The sequence below is a fragment of the Streptomyces sp. NPDC058671 genome, assembly GCF_042716475.1.
Classification (GTDB): domain Bacteria; phylum Actinomycetota; class Actinomycetes; order Streptomycetales; family Streptomycetaceae; genus Streptomyces.
The window spans coordinates 195,614-212,473 of the sequence record NZ_JBHXSA010000013.1; the positions used below are offsets into that span (position 1 = coordinate 195,614).

The following is a 16,860-nucleotide window of genomic DNA, read 5'->3' on the forward strand; positions in this document are numbered from 1 at the left end:
AGCTTAGGGGTGTTCAGAGCGCCGGGAGCGTCGGCAGCGGGCCGCCCTCCGTCGTGAGCGCGGAGCCGTCGCGGCGGCCGGCGAGCCAGCCGAGGAGGTCGGGGGCCGGGCCCGTGACGGTGACGTCGCCGGTCGGGCCGCCGGTCGTCCACGTCCCGCCGTCGTCGGACCTGAGGACCGTCGCGGGCACGCTCTCCAGGCCGCTGAAGCGGTCGGCGAGGAACGCGATCTCGCGGGTGACGAACTCCTCGGGCAGGTCTTCGAGCTCGTAGCCGACGCCCAGGTCGACGTGGTGCAGGTCCACCTCCACCCAGCGGCGGAAGGGGATCCGGGAGGCGCTGTCGGTGACGCCGTTGCGGAGCTCGACCGTCCGGCTCCAGTCGGCGGGCTCGGCGCCCACGGCGGCGAAGCGGGCGGCGGTCTCGCGCAGGTCGGCGAGGTGGACGGCCGGCGGCCGGGCGGAGTCGCGCTCGATGTCGGCGTCCCTGGTCGCGGCGTCGGGATACATGGGACGGCCCTGGAGGACGTTCACCAGGGCGTCGGCGTTACGGGCGACGTGGGCGAGCACGTGGCCCCGGGTCCAGCCGGGCAGCCGTGACGGCGCGGACGTCGCCGCGTTGTCCAGGGAGGCGGCCGCGTCCAGCAGTCTTTCGGTCGCTGCGCGGAGGTGAGCAAGGTCGCGTTCGTGGTCGATCATGGCGCCGACCCTAGTGCCGACCGGGGTCTCGCCACTCGTTCGGGTGAAGCGGTCTCCACGAGGCCGGAAATCGAATGTGCGTGCTATACGCTCGGAGGAAGCATCCGGCATCCTTGGTTGTTGGGTGTGTCAGGCACATCCGCTCTCTGAAGAAAGGTGCGGACCGGCGTGGCCGACCGTCTCATCGTCCGTGGCGCTCGTGAGCACAACCTCAAGAACGTCTCGCTCGACCTCCCGCGTGACTCCCTGATCGTCTTCACCGGGCTCTCGGGATCGGGCAAGTCCTCCCTCGCGTTCGACACGATCTTCGCCGAGGGGCAGCGCCGCTACGTCGAGTCGCTCTCCTCCTACGCCCGGCAGTTCCTCGGTCAGATGGACAAGCCGGACGTCGACTTCATCGAAGGTCTGTCGCCCGCCGTCTCCATCGACCAGAAGTCGACCTCGCGCAACCCGCGCTCGACGGTCGGCACCATCACGGAGGTCTACGACTACCTCCGGCTGCTCTTCGCCCGCATCGGCAAGCCGCACTGCCCCGAGTGCCGCCGGCCCATCTCCCGCCAGTCGCCGCAGGCCATCGTGGACCGCGTCCTGGAGCTGCCCGAGGGCAGCCGCTTCCAGGTGCTCTCCCCGCTCGTGCGCGAGCGGAAGGGCGAGTTCGTCGACCTCTTCGCCGACCTCCAGACCAAGGGCTACAGCCGCGCCCGGGTCGACGGCGTGACCGTACAGCTGAGCGAACCGCCGACGCTGAAGAAGCAGGAGAAGCACACGATCGAGGTGGTCGTCGACCGCCTGACGGTGAAGGAAGGCGCCAAGCGCCGCCTCACCGACTCGGTCGAGACCGCGCTCGGACTCTCCGGCGGCATGGTCGTGCTCGACTTCGTCGACCTCCCGGAGGACGACCCCGAGCGCGAGCGGATGTACTCGGAGCACCTCTACTGCCCGTACGACGACCTGTCCTTCGAGGAGCTGGAGCCGCGTTCCTTCTCCTTCAACTCGCCCTTCGGCGCCTGCCCCGACTGCACCGGCATCGGCACCCGCATGGAGGTCGACCCCGAGCTGATCGTCCCCGACGAGGACAAGTCCCTCGACGAGGGCGCCATCCATCCCTGGTCGCACGGACACACCAAGGAGTACTTCGGCCGGCTCATCGGCGGGCTCGCCCAGGCGCTCGGCTTCCGCACGGACATCCCGTACGCGGGGCTGCCGCAGCGCGCCAAGAAGGCCCTGATGCACGGCCACAAGACCCAGGTCGAGGTCCGCTACCGCAACCGCTACGGGCGGGAGCGGGCGTACACCACCCCGGCCTTCGAGGGCGCGGTCTCCTTCGTCAAGCGGCGTCACACCGAGGCCGAGAGCGACTCCAGCCGGGAGCGCTTCGAGGGCTACATGCGCGAGGTGCCCTGCCCCACCTGCGAGGGCACCCGCCTCAAGCCGATCGTCCTCGCGGTCACGGTGATGGAGAAGTCCATCGCCGAGGTCTCCGGAATGTCGATCAGCGACTGCGCCGAGTTCCTCGGCCGGCTGACACTCAGCGCGCGCGACAAGAAGATCGCCGAGCGGGTCCTCAAGGAGGTCAACGAGCGGCTGCGCTTCCTCGTCGACGTCGGCCTCGACTACCTCTCGCTCAACCGGGCCGCCGGCACCCTCTCCGGCGGCGAGGCCCAGCGCATCCGGCTCGCCACCCAGATCGGCTCGGGTCTGGTCGGCGTGCTGTACGTGCTCGACGAGCCGTCCATCGGCCTGCACCAGCGCGACAACCACCGGCTCATCGAGACCCTCGTCCGGCTCCGGGACATGGGCAACACGCTCATCGTCGTCGAGCACGACGAGGACACCATCAAGGTCGCGGACTGGGTCGTCGACATCGGCCCCGGCGCCGGTGAGCACGGCGGCAAGGTCGTCCACTCCGGCACCTTGAAGGAGCTCCTCGCCAACGAGGAGTCGATGACCGGGCAGTACCTGTCCGGGCGCCGGGCGATCCCCACGCCGGAGATCCGCCGCCCGGTGGACCCCGGGCGGCGGCTCACCGTGCACGGGGCCCGCGAGAACAATCTGCGGGACATCGACGTCTCCTTCCCGCTCGGTGTCCTCACCGCCGTCACCGGCGTCTCCGGCTCCGGCAAGTCGACCCTGGTCAACGACATCCTCTACACCCACCTGGCGCGCGAGCTGAACGGTGCCAAGTCGGTGCCCGGACGGCACACGCGCGTGGACGGCGACGATCTCGTCGACAAGGTCGTGCACGTCGACCAGTCCCCGATCGGCCGCACCCCGCGGTCGAACCCGGCGACGTACACCGGCGTCTTCGACCACGTCCGCAAGCTCTTCGCCGAGACGATGGAGGCCAAGGTCCGGGGCTACCTCCCCGGCCGGTTCTCCTTCAACGTCAAGGGCGGCCGCTGCGAGAACTGCTCCGGCGACGGCACGATCAAGATCGAGATGAACTTCCTCCCGGACGTCTACGTCCCGTGCGAGGTCTGCCACGGCGACCGGTACAACCGGGAGACCCTGGAGGTCCACTACAAGGGCAAGTCCATCGCCGAAGTCCTGAACATGCCGATCGAGGAGGCCCTCGACTTCTTCGAGGCCGTCCCGACCATCTCGCGCCATCTGCGCACGCTCAACGAGGTCGGCCTCGGGTACGTCCGGCTCGGGCAGTCCGCGCCGACGCTCTCGGGCGGTGAGGCACAGCGCGTGAAGCTCGCCTCCGAGCTCCAGAAGCGCTCGACGGGCCGCACGGTCTACGTCCTGGACGAGCCGACCACCGGTCTGCACTTCGAGGACATCTCGAAGCTGATCAAGGTGCTGTCCGGACTGGTCGACAAGGGCAACTCGGTGATCGTCATCGAGCACAACCTCGATGTCATCAAGACCGCGGACTGGCTCATCGACATGGGCCCCGAGGGCGGCAACGGCGGCGGTCTGGTCGTCGCCGAGGGCACCCCCGAGGAGGTCGCCTCGGTGTCCACCAGCCACACCGGCAAGTTCCTCCGCGAGATCCTCGGCGCGGACCGGGTCAGCGACGCCGGAAGGACCGTCCCCGCCGCCCGCGGGGCGAAGAAGACGGCGGCGAAGAAGGCCCCCGCCAAGAAGGCCACCACCGCCAAGGCCGCCGCGCCGGCGAAGAGGACGGCTGCCAAGGCGACCGCGACGAAGGCCGCCGCCAAGAAGGCGACGACCCGGGCCCGCAAGGCCTGACGCCCGAGGCAGGGCCCCCGCCCAGGGGCCCTGCCGCCCGGTCCCGCACGCCGCCGAGAAGGGGACGACCCGGGCCCGCGAGCCCTGCCGCACGCCCGCCCACGGCCAGGGCCCGGACGACGGGGTCCGCGGACCCGCCGGTATCGTCGGTTCGGTCACGCCTTGCCCCGATCCACCGTGGAGCTTTCATGTCCGGCCAGTCCAGCCGCCGCACCGTCCTGAAAGGCGCCGCCCTCGCCGGTGCCGCCGGGCTGGGAGTCGCCGCCTGCTCCACCGAGTCCAAGCTCGGCCATGCCGGGGTCCCGACCCCGACCGCCCCGGTCGCCCTCGGCGCCCCGGACGAGGTCCCCGTCGGCGGCGCCAGGCTCTACCGCGAGCAGCGGCTCCTGGTGAGCTGCCCGGCCGAGGGCCGGTACAAGGCGTTCAGCGCCCAGTGCACCCACGCCGGCTGCGTCCTCGACAAGATCGAGGACAACGAGGGCAACTGCCCCTGCCACGGCAGCCGTTTCGACGTCACGACCGGCAAGGCCCTCAAGGGCCCGGCCACCGTGCCGCTCCCCGAGGTCCCGATCCGCGTCGAGAACGGCAAGCTGGTCGCGGGCCCCGAGGCCGCGCCCCGGACCTAGGCAGGGCCGGGCCCCGGGACCGCGCCCCGGACCCAGGCCGGGCCCCGGCCCCCCGGGCCCCGAGCTCCCTCCCACCGGGTTCCGCCAACGAGCGGGCCCGGCCGGAGTGTCGGTGCCCGCCAGTAGGGTGGGGACCATGGCAGACCCCTCCAGCTACCGCCCCAAGCCGGGTCAGATCCCCGACTCCCCGGGGGTCTACAAGTTCCGCGACGAGCACCGCCGGGTGATCTACGTGGGAAAGGCGAAGTCCCTGCGCCAGCGGCTCGCCAACTACTTCCAGCCGCTCACGAGCCTGCACCCGCGCACGGCCACCATGGTGACCACCGCCGCATCCGTGGAGTGGACCGTCGTCTCGACCGAGGTCGAGGCGCTCCAGCTGGAGTACTCCTGGATCAAGGAGTACGACCCCCGGTTCAACGTGAAGTACCGGGACGACAAGAGCTACCCGTACCTCGCGGTGACCATGAACGAGGAGTTCCCGCGCGTCCAGGTCATGCGCGGCCACAAGAAGAAGGGCGTGCGCTACTTCGGGCCGTACGCGCACGCGTGGGCGATCCGCGAGACCGTCGACCTGATGCTGCGGGTCTTCCCGGTGCGGACGTGCTCCGCCGGGGTGTTCCGGAACGCGACCTCGGCCGGCCGCCCCTGCCTCCTCGGCTACATCGGCAAGTGCTCGGCGCCCTGCGTCGGCCGGGTCACCCCCCAGGAGCACCGCGAACTCGCCGAGGAGTTCAGCGACTTCATGGCCGGCCGTACCGGTACGTACATCCGCCGTCTCGAGAAGCAGATGATGCTGGCGGCCGAGGACATGGAGTACGAGAAGGCCGGGCGGCTCCGCGACGACATAGGGGCCCTGCGCCGGGCCATGGAGAAGAGCGCGGTCGTGCTCGCCGACGCCACCGACGCCGACCTGATCGCCCTCGCCGAGGACGAGCTGGAGGCCGCCGTGCAGATCTTCCACGTGCGCGGCGGGCGCGTCCGCGGCCAGCGCGGCTGGGTCACCGACAAGGTCGAGGCCGTCGACACCGCCGGGCTCGTCGAGCACGCCATCCAGCAGCTGTACGGCGAGGAGAGCGGCGACACGGTCCCCAAGGAGGTCCTGGTCCCCGCGCTGCCGGACGACGCGGAGGCCGTCACCGCCTGGCTCTCCGGCCGCCGCGGTGCCAACGTCTCGCTGCGCGTCCCGCAGCGCGGCGACAAGAAGGACCTGATGGAGACCGTCGCGCGCAACGCCCAGCAGGCGCTCGTGCTGCACAAGACGAAGCGTGCCAGCGATCTGACCACCCGCTCCCGGGCCCTGGAGGAGATCGCCGAGGCCCTGGACCTGGACTCGGCGCCGCTGCGGATCGAGTGCTTCGACATCTCCCACCTCCAGGGCGAGGACGTGGTCGCCTCGATGGTGGTCTTCGAGGACGGGCTGCCGCGGAAGAGCGAGTACCGCCGCTTCCAGATCAAGGGCTTCGAGGGCCAGGACGACGTCCGGTCCATGCACGAGGTGATCGGCCGCCGGTTCCGCCGCTATCTCGCCGAGAAGGAGAAGACCGGGGAATGGGACCTGTCCGCCGACGGCGGGGGACAGGACCCCGAGGACATCGTCGACGGCCCGGAGGAGAGCGGCGGGCCCAAGCGCTTCGCGTACCCGCCGCAGCTCGTCGTGGTCGACGGCGGACAGCCCCAGGTCGCCGCGGCCCGGCGCGCCCTCGACGAACTCGGCATCGACGACATCGCGGTCTGCGGGCTCGCCAAGCGCCTGGAGGAGGTGTGGCTGCCCGGCGACGACGACCCGGTGGTGCTGCCCCGCTCCAGCGAGGGCCTCTACCTGCTCCAGCGGGTGCGTGACACGGCTCACGACTTCGCCATCCGCTACCAGCGGTCCAAGCGGACGAAACGTATCCGGACCAGCCCCCTCGATGTGGTCCCGGGCCTCGGCGACACCCGGAAACGCGCGTTGATCAAGCATTTCGGCTCGGTGAAACGGCTGCGACAGGCGACAATCGAGCAGATCTGCGAGGTACCCGGCATGGGCCGCAAGACCGCGGAGGCGGTCGTCGTGGCCCTCGCCCAGGCGGCCCCGGCCGCACCCGCCGTGAACACGGCGACAGGAGAGATCATGGAAGACGACGGGGGCGGCACGGCATGACCGCGCACGAGCAGGACCGCAACGAAGAGCAAGACCAGCACGACCGAGAAGACGGAGCAGGACACGTGAGTACGGGCACGAAGGAGACCCCCGGCGACAACGGCGCCGAGGCGGCCATCCCCGAACTGGTGATCATCTCCGGCATGTCCGGAGCCGGCCGGTCCACCGCGGCGAAGTGTCTGGAGGACCTCGGCTGGTTCGTCGTGGACAACCTGCCGCCCGCGCTGATCCCCACCATGGTGGAGCTCGGCGCCCGCTCCCAGGGCAACGTCGCCAGGATCGCCGTCGTCGTCGACGTCCGCGGCCGGCAGTTCTTCGACAACCTCAGGGAGTCCCTCGCCGACCTCGACGCCAAGCAGGTCACCCGCCGGATCGTCTTCCTGGAGTCGTCCGACGACGCCCTGGTCCGGCGCTTCGAGTCGGTCCGCAGGCCGCACCCGCTCCAGGGCGACGGCCGGATCACCGACGGCATCGCCGCGGAGCGCGACCTGCTGCGCGAACTGCGCGGCGACGCCGACCTGGTCATCGACACCTCCAGCCTCAACGTCCACGAACTCCGGGCCAAGATGGACGCCCAGTTCGCCGGGGACGAGGAGCCCGAGCTGCGGGCCACCGTGATGTCCTTCGGGTTCAAGTACGGCCTGCCGGTCGACGCCGACCTCGTCGTCGACATGCGCTTCCTGCCGAACCCGCACTGGGTCCCCGAGCTGCGCCCCTTCACCGGCCTCAACGAGGAGGTGTCGAACTACGTCTACAACCAGCCCGGCGCCAAGGAGTTCCTCGACCGCTACACCGAGCTGCTCCAGCTGATCGCCGCGGGCTACCGGCGCGAGGGCAAGCGGTACGTGACCGTCGCCGTGGGCTGCACCGGCGGCAAGCACCGCTCCGTGGCCACCGCCGAGCGGCTCGCCGCCCGCATCGCCGCCGAAGGGGTCGAGACCGTCGTCGTGCACCGGGACATGGGGCGCGAGTGAAGCCGTACCGCCGGCGTGCCTCCACCCTCGTGGCGCGGCGCACGCTCCGCAGGCGGGGGACCCAGCCCAAGGTGGTCGCCCTGGGCGGGGGCATGGGCCTCTCGGCCTCCCTCGCCGCGCTCCGCCGGATCACCGGCGATCTCACGGCCGTCGTCACCGTCGCCGACGACGGCGGCTCCAGCGGCCGGCTCCGGGAGGAGCTCGGCGTGCTGCCCCCGGGGGACCTCCGCAAGGCGCTCGCCGCGCTCTGCGGCGACGACGACTGGGGCCAGACCTGGGCCCGGGTGATCCAGCACCGCTTCCAGTCCAAGGGCGAGATGCACGGCCACGCCGTGGGCAACCTGCTGATCGTCGCCCTCTGGGAGCAGCTCGGTGACCCCGTGCAGGCCCTCGACCTGGTGGGCCGGCTGCTCGGCGCCCACGGCCGGGTGCTGCCGATGTCCGCCGTGCCCCTGGAGCTCCAGGCGCTGGTCAAGGGCCACGACCCGGAGCGGCCGGACGACGTGGACACCGTGCGCGGGCAGGCGACCGTGGCGCTCACCCCCGGCGAGGTGCAGTCCGTCCACCTCGTGCCGAACGACCCGCCGGCGGTGCCGGAGGCGGTCGCGGCGGTCCTGGACGCGGACTGGGTGGTCCTCGGACCCGGCTCCTGGTTCTCCTCGGTGATCCCGCACCTCCTGGTGCCCGAGCTGCTCGACGCCCTGGTCGAGACGAAGGCCCGGAAGGTGCTCTCGCTGAACCTCGCGCCGCAACCCGGAGAAACCGAGGGCTTCTCACCGCAGCGTCATTTGGAGGTTTTGGGACGACACGCCCCTAAACTCGCCCTGGACGTGGTGCTGGCCGACGAGGCCGCCGTGCCCGATCGCGAGTCCCTCTCCGATGCCGCCAAGCGGCTCGGTGCCGCGGTCGAGCTGGCGCCGGTGGCCGGGTCCGACGGCTCCGCGAAGCATGACCCGGAGCTGTTGGCCGCCGCGTACGACCGTATTTTTCGGATGCATGGAAGGATCGGCCCATGGCGATGACGGCAGCGGTGAAGGACGAGATCTCCCGGCTTCCCGTCACCCGGACCTGCTGCAGGAAGGCAGAGGTCTCGTCGATCCTGCGGTTCGCGGGCGGGCTGCACCTGGTGAGCGGCCGCATCGTGATCGAGGCGGAGCTCGACACCGCGATGGCGGCCCGCCGCCTCAAGCGGGACATCCTGGAGATCTTCGGGCATAGCTCGGAGCTCATCGTGATGGCCCCCGGCGGTCTGCGGCGCGGCTCGCGGTTCGTGGTGCGGGTGGTGGCCGGAGGCGACCAGCTGGCCCGGCAGACGGGTCTGGTGGACGGACGGGGCCGCCCCATCCGGGGTCTGCCCCCGCAGGTGGTCTCCGGGGCGACCTGTGACGCGGAGGCGGCCTGGCGGGGCGCCTTCCTCGCGCACGGATCGCTGACCGAGCCCGGCCGCTCCTCCTCCCTGGAGGTGACCTGCCCGGGTCCGGAGGCCGCGCTCGCCCTGGTCGGCGCGGCGCGGCGGCTCTCCATCGCGGCGAAGGCCCGCGAGGTACGGGGTGTGGACCGGGTCGTCGTCCGCGACGGCGACGCGATCGGCGCCCTCCTCACCCGCCTCGGCGCGCACGAATCGGTGCTCGCCTGGGAGGAGCGGCGGATGCGGCGCGAGGTCCGCGCCACCGCCAACCGCCTGGCCAACTTCGACGACGCCAACCTGCGCCGTTCGGCCCGCGCCGCGGTCGCCGCCGGGGCCCGGGTGCAGCGCGCCCTGGAGATCCTCGGCGAGGAGGTGCCCGAGCACCTCGCGGCGGCCGGCCGGCTCCGCATGGAGCACAAGCAGGCCTCCCTGGAGGAGCTGGGCGCGCTCGCCGACCCGCCGCTGACCAAGGACGCGGTGGCCGGCCGGATCCGCCGGCTGCTCGCGATGGCCGACAAGCGGGCGCAGGACCTGGGGATCCCCGGGACCGAGTCCAACCTGAGCGAGGAGCTCGACGACAGCCTCGTCGGCTGATCCGTACGGAAGCGTGAACTCCGGGCTGCCGGTGCCTTTCTGAGGCGCCGGCAGCTTTTCGCGTACGCCCGCGAGGCACCCTTGACAGGCCCATGGGCGCCCATGAGCCTGGCGTCTGTTCACCTTCGTGGCAGACGACAACAAGGGGGGCTCATGAGACGCAGAGCGAGATCGATCCTCGCCGCGGCTTCACTGCTGATCGCTGGAGTGGCGATGGCACCCGTCGCCGGAGCGCAGCAGAACGACCGGGACGGCGGTGACGCCCTCTCCGTATGGCGGGCCGAGGTCACCAAGGAGCAGGTCCCGCTGCTCCTGGAGGCCGGCGCCGACGCCCACGAGATGACCGAGCGGGTGCCCGAGAAGGGCTCCGCGACGGTCGAGCTCTTCCTCACCGGCCGACAGGCAGGACAGCTGCGCGGCCAGGGTGTCGAGCTCGCCGAGCATCACCTCTCCGCCCAGGCCGAGAAGCGGGTGGCCGCCGCGGGGGACGGTGTCTTCCGCCCGTACGGCGGGCCGAACGGCCTCAAGCAGGAGATCCTCGACACCGCCCGGGCCAACCCCGGGATCACCAAGGTCGTCTCCCTCGGCAAGACCCTCAGGGGCCAGGACATCCTCGCCCTCAAGGTCAGCAAGGGTGCCCAGCGCGTCAAGGACGGCTCGAAGCCCGCGACCCTGTACATGTCCAACCAGCACGCGCGCGAGTGGATCACGCCGGAGATGACCCGGCGGCTGCTCCACCACTACCTGGACGGGTACGGCAAGGACGAGCGGATCACCCGGATCGTCGACTCCACCGAGCTGTGGTTCGTGCTCTCCGCCAACCCGGACGGCTACGACCACACGCACGCCGACCCCGCGAACCGGCAGTGGCGCAAGAACCTCCGTGACAACGACGGCGACGGCAGGATCGCCCCGGGCGACGGCGTCGACCTCAACCGCAACTTCGCCTACAAGTGGGGCTACGACAACGAGGGTTCGTCGCCCGACCCGGCCGACGAGACCTTCCGCGGCAAGGGCCCCATGTCGGAGCCCGAGACCAAGGCCATCGACGCCTTCCAGAAGCGCATCGGCTTCGCGTACGGCATCAACTACCACTCGGCCGCCCAGCTGATCCTCTACGGCGTCGGCTGGCAGGTCGCCACCGACACCCCCGACGACGTGGCCCTCAAGGCCCTCGCCGGCACGCCGCAGAAGCCCGCCGTGCCCGGCTACCGGCCGCAGGTCTCCTCGGAGCTGTACATCACCAACGGCGAGGCGGACGGACACGCCGCCAACGTCAACGGGACGCAGATGTTCACCCCGGAGATGTCGACCTGCGCCACCGCCTCCCGGGTCGACCCGAACGACGCCTGGAACCCCGCCGACTGCGCCTCCGTCTTCACCTTCCCCGACGACGAGAAGCTGATCCAGGCCGAGTTCGCCAAGAACATCCCCTTCGCGCTCGCCGTCGCCGAGACCGCCGCCCACCCGGACCGGCCCGTCTCTCCCGTCGGCGTCGACGCCCCCGACTTCACCCCGAAGACCTTCACCACCTCCTACGCCCGCGGCGAGGAGCAGGAGGTCGCCGTCACCGCCCGCAAGTCCCTGCGCGGCAAGACCCTGAAGTACCGGATCAACGGCGGCCGCACCCACAGCGAAGGGCTCGACGCCTGGAAGGGCGGCGAGACCTTCGGCGGCGAGGACAACCTCTACTTCGACGAGTACCGCGCCGAGATCGAGGACGCCGAGCCCGGCGACTCCGTCGAGGTCTGGTTCACCGCCCGCACGCGCGAGGGCCGGACCACCACCTCCGCCCCCTTCACGTACAGGGTGGCCGAGCGCCCCCGCGGTGACGTGCTCGTCCTCGCCGACGAGGGCGGCACCGCCGCCGCCCGGCACACCGCCGCCTATGTGAAGGCGCTCGCCGACAACGGCCGCAAGGCCGCCGTCTGGGACGTCGCCACCCAGGGCACCCCGGACGCCCTCGGCGTCCTCTCCCACTTCCGTACCGTCGTCTGGTACACCGGCGCCGAGCGGCCCTCCGGGTCCACCCAGCTCGCCGTCCGCGCCTACCTCAACGAGGGCGGCAAGCTGATCAACGCCGGGGAGAAGTCCGGCGGACTCACCCGGGTCGGCCTGGCCGAGACCAACGACTTCGCCCAGTACTACCTCGGCGCCTACCACCGCGCCGGCCTCGGGAACCCGCCCGCCTTCGCCGGCACCGGCGCCTTCGCGGGCGTCGGCGCGACGCTCGGCGCCGCCGCCGACAACCCCCTCGACAACGCGGGCGCGTACACCGTCACCTCCGACACGCTGAAGCCGAAGGAGTTCCCGCAGTTCGCGAGCAGCGCCTCCGCCGGTGACTACCCGGGCGTTCGCACCCCCTTCGAGCCCGCGGAGGGCGAGACCTTCGTGGCCGTCAAGCACGCCGACGACACCTGGGCCCGGCTCAGCAGGACCGTCGACCTCACCGGCGTCGCCGCCGGAGCCGCACCGCGCCTGGACTTCCAGATCAGCTACGACACCGAGCCCGGCTACGACAACCTCGTCGTCGAGGCCCACACCGTCGGCCAGGACGACTGGACCACCCTGCCGGACACCAGGGGCGGCACGTCCAGCGAGCCCCCCGCCGACTGCGGCGAGGGCTACTACGTCCGGGGCCACCCCTTCCTCGCCCACTACCTCACCGTCGGCGAGGACGGCTGCTCGGCCACCGGCACCACCGGCTCCTGGAACGCCTTCACCGGCCCCTCCAACGGCTGGCGGCAGGCCTCCGTCGACCTGAGCGCCTGGGCGGGCAAGCAGGTCGAACTGTCCATCTCGTACGTCTCCGACCCCGGCACCGGCGAGACGGGTGCCTTCGTCGACGACACCCGCCTCGTCATCGGCTCCACCACCGAGGCGGAGGGCTTCGAGACCTCCCTCGGCGCGTGGACCGTCCCCGGCGCCCCGGCCGGCAGCCCCGGCAACGGCGCCGACTGGACGCGCTCCGCGGCCCTCTTCCACTCCCAGGCCGCGGTCACCACGCGTGACACCGTCCTCCTCGGCTACGGCCTGGAGCACGTGACCGGCGCGTCCGAGCGGGCACGACTCGTCGGCCGCGCTCTCGGGACGCTCCGCCGCTGACGGAGAGTAGTGGGGACAAAGGTCCCATGACGGCCCGTACCCGCTGGTAGGTACGGGCCGTCAGCCGTTTTCCCTCACTTTCCGGGCATGTGCGGATGCGGCCGATGTCACTCCCGGGCGCCTGTGGGGGTAGGGTCGTAAGCGGTCGGGGACATCCCAAAAAACAAAAATCTCGCCGGCGTCGAGCACTCCGGCGTACCTAACGAGGAGATCGGTTCGTGACGATCCGCGTAGGCATCAACGGCTTTGGCCGCATCGGCCGGAACTACTTCCGCGCGCTCCTTGAGCAGGGTGCGGACATCGAGATCGTGGCTGTCAACGACCTGGGTGACACCGCCACCACGGCCCACCTGCTCAAGTACGACACCATTCTGGGCCGCTTCAAGGCCGAGGTCACCCACACCGCCGACACCATCACGGTCGACGGCCACACCATCAAGGTGCTCTCCGAGCGCAACCCGGCCGACATCCCCTGGGGCGAGCTGGGCGTCGACATCGTCATCGAGTCGACCGGCATCTTCACCAAGAAGGCCGACGCCGAGAAGCACATCGCCGGTGGCGCCAAGAAGGTCCTCATCTCGGCTCCGGCCTCCGGCGAGGACATCACCATCGTCATGGGCGTCAACCAGGACAAGTACGAGCCGGCGCAGCACCACGTCATCTCGAACGCGTCCTGCACCACCAACTGCGTCGCGCCGATGGCGAAGGTTCTCGACGAGAACTTCGGCATCGTCAAGGGCCTGATGACCACGGTCCACGCCTACACCAACGACCAGCGCATCCTGGACTTCCCGCACAAGGACCTGCGCCGCGCCCGCGCCGCCGCGGAGAACATCATCCCGACCACGACGGGCGCCGCCAAGGCCACCGCCCTGGTCCTCCCGCAGCTCAAGGGCAAGCTGGACGGCATCGCCATGCGCGTCCCGGTCCCGACCGGGTCCGCCACCGACCTGGTCGTCACCCTCGACCGCGAGGTCACCAAGGACGAGGTCAACGCCGCGTTCAAGAAGGCCTCCGAGGACGGCGACCTGAAGGGCGTCCTGGTCTACACCGAGGACCCGATCGTCTCCTCCGACATCGTCAGCGACCCGGCGTCCTGCACCTTCGACGCCTCCCTGACCATGGTCCAGGACGGCAGCACGGTCAAGATCCTCGGCTGGTACGACAACGAGTGGGGCTACTCCAACCGTCTCGTCGACCTCACGGTCTTCGTCGGCGGCCAGCTCTAAGCTTCAGGGCGGGCTTTCGATGAGAGCAGGGCTCGGGCAGCGCAACGCCGCGCTGTGCGAGCCCTGTTCGTGTGCTCCACCGCGTACCAAGGAGTCAGTTAACAGATGAAGACGATCGACGAGCTTCTCCACGAGGGCGTCGAAGGCAAGCGCGTGTTCGTCCGCGCCGACCTCAACGTGCCGCTCGACGGCACCACCATCACCGACGACGGCCGCATCCGCGCCGTCGTCCCCACGGTCAAGGCACTCGCCGACGCGGGTGCCCGTGTCGTGGTCGCCTCGCACCTGGGCCGCCCCAAGGGCGCCCCGGATCCGGCGTTCTCGCTCGCCCCGGCCGCCGCGCGACTCGGCGAACTGCTGGGTACCGAGGTGGCCTTCGCGACGGACACGGTCGGCGACTCCGCCACCGCCACCGTCGCCGGCCTCGTCGACGGCCGGGTGGCCGTCATCGAGAACCTCCGCTTCAACGCGGGCGAGACCTCCAAGGACGACGCCGAGCGCGGCGCCTTCGCGGACCGACTGGCCGCCCTCGCCGACCTGTACGTCGGTGACGGCTTCGGCGCCGTGCACCGCAAGCACGCCTCGGTCTTCGACCTCCCGGCGCGCCTGCCGCACGCCGCCGGCTACCTCATCGCCACCGAGGTCGGCGTCCTGAGGAAGCTGACGGACGACGTCCAGCGCCCCTACGTGGTCGCGCTCGGCGGGGCCAAGGTCTCCGACAAGCTCGGTGTGATCGACCACCTCCTGGACAAGGCCGACCGCATCCTCATCGGCGGCGGCATGGCGTACACCTTCCTCAAGGCCCAGGGCCACGAGGTCGGCATCTCGCTGCTCCAGGAGGACCAGGTCCCCGCGGTCCAGGACTACCTGAAGCGCGCCGAGGAGCGCGGCGTGGAGTTCGTCCTCCCCGTCGACGTCCTCGTCTCTCCCGAGTTCCCCGACCTGAAGACCAAGGCTCCGGCCCATCCCACCACGGTCGCCGCGGACGCCATCCCGGCGGACGAGGAGGGCCTGGACATCGGTCCGGAGACCCGTAAGCTCTACGCCTCGAAGGTCGCCGACGCCGGCACCGTCTTCTGGAACGGTCCGATGGGCGTCTTCGAGCACCCCGACTACGCCGAGGGCACCAGGGCCGTCGCCCAGGCGCTCGTCGACTCTCCGGCCTTCACGGTGGTCGGTGGTGGCGACTCCGCCGCCGCCGTCCGCATCCTGGGCTTCGACGAGAAGGCATTCGGCCACATTTCGACCGGCGGCGGCGCCTCCCTCGAGTACCTCGAGGGCAAGACGCTTCCCGGCCTCGCCGCACTGGAGGGCTGACCCCCACATGAGCACTCGCACCCCGCTGATGGCGGGCAACTGGAAGATGAACCTCAACCACCTCGAGGCCATCGCCCACGTCCAGAAGCTCGCCTTCGCCCTGACCGAGAAGGACTACGACGCCTGTGAGGTCGCGGTCCTGGTCCCCTTCACCGACCTGAGGTCGGTGCAGACCCTGATCGACGGTGACAAGCTCAAGATCAAGTACGGCGCCCAGGACATCTCGGCGCACGACTCCGGTGCCTACACCGGCGAGATCTCGGGCCTGATGCTGTCCAAGCTGAAGTGCGCCTACGTGGCCGTCGGCCACTCCGAGCGCCGCCAGTACCACGCCGAGGACGACGAGGTCTGCAACGCCAAGGTGAAGGCCGCCTTCAAGCACGGCGTGACCCCGATCCTCTGCGTCGGCGAGGGTCTGGACATCCGCAAGGCCGGCCAGCAGGTCGAGTACACCCTCGCCCAGCTCGACGGAGGCCTGAAGGACGTCCCGGCCGAGCAGGCCGAGTCCATCGTGATCGCGTACGAGCCGGTGTGGGCCATCGGCACCGGCGAGGTCGCCACCCCCGAGGACGCCCAGGAGGTCTGCGGGGCCATCCGCGGCCGCCTCGCGGAGCTGTACTCGCAGGAACTGGCCGACAAGGTCCGCATCCAGTACGGCGGCTCGGTCAAGGCCGGCAACGTCGCCGCGATCATGGCGCAGCCGGACGTCGACGGCGCCCTCGTGGGCGGCGCGGCGCTCGACGCCGACGAGTTCGTCAAGATCGCGCGCTTCCGCGACCAGTGAGTATGCGGTAGCGCAGTTACGTCGTACCCTTGCGGGGGTCGGGCAGGTGCCCGGCCCCCGTCCGTATAAGTCCGAGGAAGTTGGTCCAGCCGTGGTTATGGGGTTCTCGATCGCCCTGCTCGTCTTCAGCGGCCTCTTGATGCTGCTCGTGCTGATGCACAAGGGGAAGGGCGGCGGTCTCTCCGACATGTTCGGTGGCGGCATGCAGTCCTCCGTCGGTGGCTCCTCGGTCGCCGAGCGCAACCTGGACCGCATCACCGTCGTGGTGGGTCTGCTCTGGTTCGCCTGCATTGTGGTACTTGGTCTGCTGATGAAGTTGGACGGGTAACTCCAATCACTGGACGCGCGTTGGGCCTTACGTAGACTGGGGCATCTTCGAGCACCATCACGCAGGGAGTTACGACCGTGGCAAGTGGCAACGCGATCCGGGGAAGCCGGGTCGGAGCGGGGCCGATGGGTGAGGCCGAGCGTGGCGAGTCGGCGCCGCGCGCCCGCATCTCCTTCTGGTGCTCGAACGGGCACGAGACCCAGCCGAGCTTCGCCAGCGACGCGCAGGTCCCGGAGACCTGGGACTGCCCGCGCTGCGGCTTCCCGGCAGGACAGGACCGGGACAATCCGCCGGACCCGCCGCGCACGGAGCCGTACAAGACCCACCTCGCCTATGTGCGTGAGCGACGCAGCGACGCGGACGGCGAGGCGATCCTCGCCGAGGCGCTCGCCAAGCTGCGCGGCGAGATCTGAACGTGGTGTGACGATGTGACGAACGGGCCTCGGCCGCGAACTGGTTT

General features: G+C 70.7%; 13 protein-coding genes. 12 read left to right on the forward strand and 1 reads right to left on the reverse strand.

All coding sequences use genetic code 11. The annotated features are described in order from the left end of the window. Nucleotides 1-13 precede the first annotated feature (13 nt). Complete coding sequence (locus ACFWV2_RS18585; protein ID WP_384406094.1) at nt 14-697, reverse strand: maleylpyruvate isomerase family mycothiol-dependent enzyme; 684 nt, start codon at nt 695-697, stop codon at nt 14-16. A 168-nt stretch (nt 698-865) separates the two neighbouring features. Between ACFWV2_RS18585 and uvrA the strand changes: the two genes are divergently transcribed. The 12 genes from uvrA (at nt 866) to ACFWV2_RS18645 (ending at nt 16,813) form a co-directional block, all read left to right on the forward strand. Continuing rightward, a complete protein-coding gene (uvrA, locus tag ACFWV2_RS18590) occupies nt 866-3,895 on the forward strand; it encodes an excinuclease ABC subunit UvrA (RefSeq protein WP_384406095.1) in 3,030 nt (1,009 codons plus the stop codon). Nucleotides 3,896-4,083: 188 nt separating this feature from the next. Next, entirely contained in the window at nt 4,084-4,521 is a 438-nt protein-coding gene (locus ACFWV2_RS18595; RefSeq protein WP_384406096.1) for a Rieske (2Fe-2S) protein, read from the forward strand. A gap of 136 nt (nt 4,522-4,657) precedes the next feature. After that, complete coding sequence (gene uvrC / locus ACFWV2_RS18600) at nt 4,658-6,661, forward strand: excinuclease ABC subunit UvrC (protein ID WP_384406097.1); 2,004 nt, start codon at nt 4,658-4,660, stop codon at nt 6,659-6,661. Then, nucleotides 6,658-7,635 (forward strand): RNase adapter RapZ, encoded by a 978-nt coding sequence (gene rapZ / locus ACFWV2_RS18605; RefSeq protein ID WP_384406098.1) that lies wholly within the window; start codon nt 6,658-6,660, stop codon nt 7,633-7,635. The genes uvrC and rapZ overlap by 4 nt, the downstream gene beginning before the upstream one ends. Next, the gene (gene yvcK, locus ACFWV2_RS18610; RefSeq protein ID WP_360782791.1) at nt 7,632-8,657 is read left to right on the forward strand and encodes a uridine diphosphate-N-acetylglucosamine-binding protein YvcK; all 1,026 of its coding nucleotides are present in this window, start codon (nt 7,632-7,634) and stop codon (nt 8,655-8,657) included. The genes rapZ and yvcK overlap by 4 nt, the downstream gene beginning before the upstream one ends. Then, complete coding sequence (gene whiA, locus ACFWV2_RS18615; RefSeq protein ID WP_148004599.1) at nt 8,648-9,637, forward strand: DNA-binding protein WhiA; 990 nt, start codon at nt 8,648-8,650, stop codon at nt 9,635-9,637. Before yvcK ends, whiA begins: the two co-directional genes overlap by 10 nt. A 153-nt stretch (nt 9,638-9,790) precedes the next feature. After that, on the forward strand, nt 9,791-12,742 hold the full coding sequence (locus tag ACFWV2_RS18620) for a M14 family zinc carboxypeptidase (protein ID WP_384406099.1): 2,952 nt from the start codon (nt 9,791-9,793) through the stop codon (nt 12,740-12,742). 218 nt (nt 12,743-12,960) lie between these two features. Continuing rightward, nucleotides 12,961-13,971, forward strand: a complete 1,011-nt coding sequence (gene gap / locus ACFWV2_RS18625; protein ID WP_384406100.1) for a type I glyceraldehyde-3-phosphate dehydrogenase — start codon at nt 12,961-12,963, stop codon at nt 13,969-13,971. Nucleotides 13,972-14,076: 105 nt separating this feature from the next. Continuing rightward, nucleotides 14,077-15,288 (forward strand): phosphoglycerate kinase, encoded by a 1,212-nt coding sequence (locus ACFWV2_RS18630; RefSeq protein ID WP_384406101.1) that lies wholly within the window; start codon nt 14,077-14,079, stop codon nt 15,286-15,288. A gap of 7 nt (nt 15,289-15,295) precedes the next feature. After that, entirely contained in the window at nt 15,296-16,072 is a 777-nt protein-coding gene (gene tpiA, locus ACFWV2_RS18635; RefSeq protein ID WP_384406102.1) for a triose-phosphate isomerase, read from the forward strand. 97 nt (nt 16,073-16,169) lie between these two features. Continuing rightward, the gene (secG, locus tag ACFWV2_RS18640) at nt 16,170-16,400 is read left to right on the forward strand and encodes a preprotein translocase subunit SecG (RefSeq protein WP_024758014.1); all 231 of its coding nucleotides are present in this window, start codon (nt 16,170-16,172) and stop codon (nt 16,398-16,400) included. Between the two features lie 77 nt (nt 16,401-16,477). Next, the gene (locus ACFWV2_RS18645) at nt 16,478-16,813 is read left to right on the forward strand and encodes an RNA polymerase-binding protein RbpA (RefSeq protein WP_360782776.1); all 336 of its coding nucleotides are present in this window, start codon (nt 16,478-16,480) and stop codon (nt 16,811-16,813) included. Nucleotides 16,814-16,860 lie beyond the last annotated feature (47 nt).

Excerpts from the sequence above, each read along its gene's own strand:
- ACFWV2_RS18585 (WP_384406094.1), bottom strand. The coding sequence starts at position 697 with ATGATCGACCACGAACGCGACCTTGCTCACCTCCGCGCAGCGACCGAA.
- tpiA (WP_384406102.1), top strand. The coding sequence starts at position 15,296 with ATGAGCACTCGCACCCCGCTGATGGCGGGCAACTGGAAGATGAACCTC.
- rapZ (WP_384406098.1), top strand. The coding sequence starts at position 6,658 with ATGACCGCGCACGAGCAGGACCGCAACGAAGAGCAAGACCAGCACGAC.
- secG (WP_024758014.1), top strand. The coding sequence starts at position 16,170 with ATGGGGTTCTCGATCGCCCTGCTCGTCTTCAGCGGCCTCTTGATGCTG.
- ACFWV2_RS18630 (WP_384406101.1), top strand. The coding sequence starts at position 14,077 with ATGAAGACGATCGACGAGCTTCTCCACGAGGGCGTCGAAGGCAAGCGC.
- uvrC (WP_384406097.1), top strand. The coding sequence starts at position 4,658 with ATGGCAGACCCCTCCAGCTACCGCCCCAAGCCGGGTCAGATCCCCGAC.
- whiA (WP_148004599.1), top strand. The coding sequence starts at position 8,648 with ATGGCGATGACGGCAGCGGTGAAGGACGAGATCTCCCGGCTTCCCGTC.
- ACFWV2_RS18620 (WP_384406099.1), top strand. The coding sequence starts at position 9,791 with ATGAGACGCAGAGCGAGATCGATCCTCGCCGCGGCTTCACTGCTGATC.
- ACFWV2_RS18595 (WP_384406096.1), top strand. The coding sequence starts at position 4,084 with ATGTCCGGCCAGTCCAGCCGCCGCACCGTCCTGAAAGGCGCCGCCCTC.